The sequence below is a fragment of the Planctomycetia bacterium genome, assembly GCA_034440135.1.
In the GTDB taxonomy this organism is placed as follows: Bacteria; Planctomycetota; Planctomycetia; order Pirellulales; family JALHLM01; genus JALHLM01.
This window is the reverse complement of record JAWXBP010000239.1, coordinates 1-4,315: the sequence shown is the minus strand read 5'-3', so window position 1 is coordinate 4,315 and position 4,315 is coordinate 1. Positions and strand designations below refer to the sequence as shown.

Annotated in this window: 4 protein-coding genes; 3 read left to right on the top strand and 1 reads right to left on the bottom strand. The window is 57.1% G+C overall.

Annotated features, from left to right (window positions below; genetic code table 11):
• The 3 genes from SGJ19_14225 to SGJ19_14215 all read left to right on the top strand — a co-directional run.
• On the top strand, positions 1-238 hold a 238-nt coding region (locus SGJ19_14225), incomplete at its 5' end, for a hypothetical protein (protein MDZ4781406.1).
• A 308-nt stretch (positions 239-546) separates the two neighbouring features.
• The gene (locus SGJ19_14220) at positions 547-3,222 is read left to right on the top strand and encodes a hypothetical protein (GenBank protein MDZ4781405.1); all 2,676 of its coding nucleotides are present in this window, start codon (positions 547-549) and stop codon (positions 3,220-3,222) included.
• On the top strand, positions 3,173-3,709 hold the full coding sequence (locus SGJ19_14215) for a hypothetical protein (protein ID MDZ4781404.1): 537 nt from the start codon (positions 3,173-3,175) through the stop codon (positions 3,707-3,709). The genes SGJ19_14220 and SGJ19_14215 overlap by 50 nt, the downstream gene beginning before the upstream one ends.
• Positions 3,710-3,734: 25 nt before the next feature.
• Here SGJ19_14215 and SGJ19_14210 read toward each other — a convergent pair whose 3' ends face one another.
• A complete protein-coding gene (locus SGJ19_14210; GenBank protein MDZ4781403.1) occupies positions 3,735-4,301 on the bottom strand; it encodes a DUF1501 domain-containing protein in 567 nt (188 codons plus the stop codon).
• Between the last annotated feature and the right edge of the window lie 14 nt (positions 4,302-4,315).

The following is a 4,315-nucleotide window of genomic DNA, read 5'->3' as shown; positions in this document are numbered from 1 at the left end:
CGTCGTCGAGCCGGCGCGGTCGTCCGGCGGCCGGGTGGGCGTCCAAAACGGGACCATCGTCATCGCCTACGACGACGATCGCATCGAGCGCTGGACCGTCGTCGGCGCGCGGCTGGTGGTGGAGCATTGGGCGCCTGCCGCCGGTTCGCACCCCGGCGCCCGGTGGGGCGGTTACTCCCCTCTCCGGCCCCTGCCAACCTCCACCCCCGTCCTCGGCATCGCCGAGCGGGCGGAGTGACAGAGACGGCCTGACGCCTAACGGCCGATGCAGCGGATGACCTTCGCCCGCGATCGGTGAGGCGTTTCGCAGTGTGCAGTATTAGCAAGCGCTTCGCGGGACGTTGGAACGGGGCGCCGGCCGCGTCACGCACGGGCAACGCGGAGAGCCCCCGCTACGCGCCGATCCGTGGCGCCCGGCGGCAATCGCATGCGGGGCAACCGTTCGTTAGAATGACCCTGTCGATATCCGGCGCCTCGAACCGGCCCATGCATCTCTTGACGACCGTGGGCCGATTCAAGAGGTGGTGGAAATTGGATTAGTACGCAATGTCGAAACAACACTCACTCCTGACTGAATTCATCGAGCGTGGCGACTTTGACCCCGCGGAATACATGCGGAGAACTCGTCCAGAGCTGTTCTCCGACTCCGTGGACGCAACTGAGTCAACGCTTGACCGAGGTTACTTTGAGTATCATCTTGAGACATTGACGAGCCGAAGTCAGGAACATGCGTTTGAGAATTTTGCGCGCCGCCTTGCCGAGGTTGAGATTTGCCCGAACCTTCGGCCTCAAACAGGGCCAACTGGGGGTGGAGACAGCAAAACCGACTCGTCAACGTATCCTGTTTCTCAAGAGCTCGCAGAACGCACATATTGGAGTGGTGCGGTTCAGCCGACCAGCGAGAATTGGGCGTTTGCTTTTAGCTGCAAAAAGGACTGGAAATCGAAAGTCAAGAGTGACGTCCACAAGATTGCTGAGCTGGCCCGACGTTTCGACAAAGTCTACTTTATTAGCAATCAATTCGTTCGCGACAAAGACCGCAGCGAGTCCGAACAGTTGTTGTCTGACAAATATGGTTTCGATGTCCATATCCTCGACCGAAGCTGGATTTTAAGTCGCGTCTTCGATCATCGTCGCCAGGACATTGCATTCGAAAGCCTGAACCTAACCGGCCGAATGGGTTCGACTCGCGCAATTGGCCCACGTGATACCGCGAGAGGGCAGGAACTTGACGTTTTGCTGGACCATCTATCGCGGCCGACTGAGTACTATCCCACGGACTACCTATTGTCAGCCGATTACCGGCGGGCAGCCATACTATCGCGCGGATTAGAAAAACCACGTCATGAAGTCGACGGGTTGTTCACTCGTGCCCGACAACTCGCCGTCGCCTTTGGCAATACTAAACAAATCATCAATGCGTGTTATGATCACGCATGGACGAGTCTTTGGTGGTACGACGATCCACTCCAAGTCGCTGCCATTTACTTGGTCATCGAGCAACACCTATCCGAAATCGTCGACACGGAAGAATGCGCACTCCTTAGCAACTTGTTGACGCTTCTAGCCGGCGCGCTGCGCCTGGGTAAGATCTCCGTTGATGATGCGCGAGTTTCTGCGCGACTAACGGCGATAACTGAGAAGCTTCAGGACTTGGCGAGTGATTCTCTCCGCCCTAATAATGCGCTCTATGCCGAAACGACGCTCTGGTTGACGCGGTTAATGCGTGCCTGGGAAAGGAGAAAGTACGAACCCCCGAATCGCCTCGACGATGCTGGAAAGGCGCTGTATCAAGAGATGTTCCCTGTAATTGATGAATCCTTTGAGGTTGTGTGCAATCGGGTTCGCGATTGCCTCCGCCGGTCGTCTGGCATGGCAACATACCCACTGAGCTCAATCGTTCAAGATATCTCGACCATAGGGGAATTTGTCGACGACATCGTGCCCGAGTACGAGGAATTGTTTAACGAGGCCAGCGAACTGGTCCGGCAGCGCAGCGGCGACCGTGCCGAGGGCGAGATGCTGCTGAAGCGAGGTCAGCAGCTACTGGTCAATGACCATCATCGCGAATCACTGCTGTTATTGGGAAAGGCGCGCTCGCGGCTCGCGAAGGAGGAGTCTCTTGAGGATAGCTGCCGAGCAGCCCTTGCATGCTGCGATGCATACCTGCACATGCAACTGTTCTGGGCGGCCAGAATGGAGGCGCTTTTGGGAGCGGTACTGGCATTGCGAGTCACGGAACGCGGTTTTGTGGACCCGTTTCTAGGCTTGTTAGCCGCGAAACGAATGTGCTGGTGCGAACTGGCATTGGGGCGCGTGGCACCGTTCCTAGCATGGTACGAAATCTGCTTGATGTCACTTTCGCAACTTGATCCAGAAGTATATCGTTGTGATCGACTTTCCGAAGATCTTCGCCAAAATGAGTTGTGGCTAGGGTGTTTCTTTCTCAACCTTGAGGCAGGAGATGCGAGAGAGCTTCGCGAATTGGTTTCTGTCTTACAGTCGCTCGGAATGCCGATGGCACACGATGCGCTCGCGTATGCCAGTGGCGATAGCGCCGAGGTGGCGAGTGAGCTAGCGGGTCTTGTAGGTGCGTCTGTTGACGAGGTACACGAGTCGTTCCGACGCTGGCGCGAGGAAATGCCCGAAAAGGGAGTAATGCGCGAAATGACGGGAGAAACACGGTCTCACTGCTGTTTTAGGACTACGGTTATGGGCATCGCGTTTCGTGTCACGTCTCGCAACTCTTTCGGGCCAATTCTGTTTTCAGAAAACCTGCTTGGTGTATTGGAGGCCATTCTAGCTCTTGCCCGGTGGGAGCATCTTGCATTAATCGTTGACCATATCGTTTTTTCAGTAGACGAGAGCCGTTCGGGCGAGAACCCGCCAATTACGGAGATCTCCGGTACGGATCAATCACTCACGGAGTGTCACTCGCACTATGAGCTTTTGTTTAAGCCCGATATGCTCCGGTGGATGATTGAGAGTCGCGGAGAAATGTGTGGATGGCTCCATCAATTTATGTTGCGGGTAATTATCGACGCTACAATGGATCCTATTGAGGATCTCGTTGCCGAGATTGATCATTGGGGAGAAGAGGGGACATTTGATCGCGCCTTAAGCGCATCACCAACGTGCGTAATCGTTGGCGCCTTAATTGGGAGAGACAGGTATGACCTCAACTACTGGTACAACCGCCCCGATCCATCGTCGATTCAATGAAGAAGAGGCCGCCGCACAAGTCCGAAATCGGTACAAGCTGATTCGTGACAAGCTATCGAAGCAGCTCGACGCATTGCAGCAGGATCCCGGTTTTTGTCAGTATTGCGATCAATGGTATAATCGCGGCTACAAAGACTGGATGATAATCTCGGCTGTCTACAATGTTGTTCTGAACGTGAAGCTTCGCGAGCGTATGACGGATTATCTCGATGGGGAGCAGGCGACGAAAGCAATGCAGGATATCGCGTCCAGGATCATTCCGGACGTGTATCCCAGTGACCGCTTCATGGGGGACGAGTTTACGGCGTGCATGTATACGTTTAACATTGCGTGCTTGAGAACGTGGGGATTTCATCCACGGTTACATGCCATAAAGTCGGACGTGATTGAATCGTTCTTGCGGAAAAGAATGAGGCATTTCGACATTGACCTACCGCACAAGCCGATCTTTGGCACTCCGCCGGGTGAATGGCCGGTGCTAATATAGAGCATAGTTCCCGTTGCGCCCCGCCTCAAAACAACTCCCGCACCACTCTTCCGTCGCTCAGCTTATGCGGCCGGCCTTGAAGGTCGTGGATCAGGTGCTGGGGGTCGATGCCGAGGGCGTGCAGGACTGTGGCGGTAAGGTCGGGCGGGGTGACGGGCGAGTCGACCACGTAGGCCGCCCGATTGTCCGAGGACCCGTACACCTGCCCAGGCCGCACGCCGCCGCCGGCCAATAGCACGCTATACGCGTGCGGCCAATGGTCGCGGCCGCTGGCGTCGGTGGCGGAGTTCATCACGATGCGGCCAATCCGCGGCGTGCGGCCGAACTCGCCCAGCACCACCACCAGCGTGGTCGCCAGCAGTCCCCGCTCGTCCAGGTCGTCGAGCAGGGCGGACAAGCCCACGTCCGCCGGCGGAATCAGCCGGTCGCGGAGCGAGTTGAAGTTGTCCTTGTGCGTGTCCCAGAAGGGGCTCTTCACGTCGCTGCCGTCGTTGTGCCAGTTGACGGTGACCAGCGCGCTGCCGGCCTCGACCAGCCGCCGGGCGAGCAAGAGGCCGCGGCCCATCGGGTGCCGGCCGTAGCGATCGTGCACCGCCGGCGGCTCGT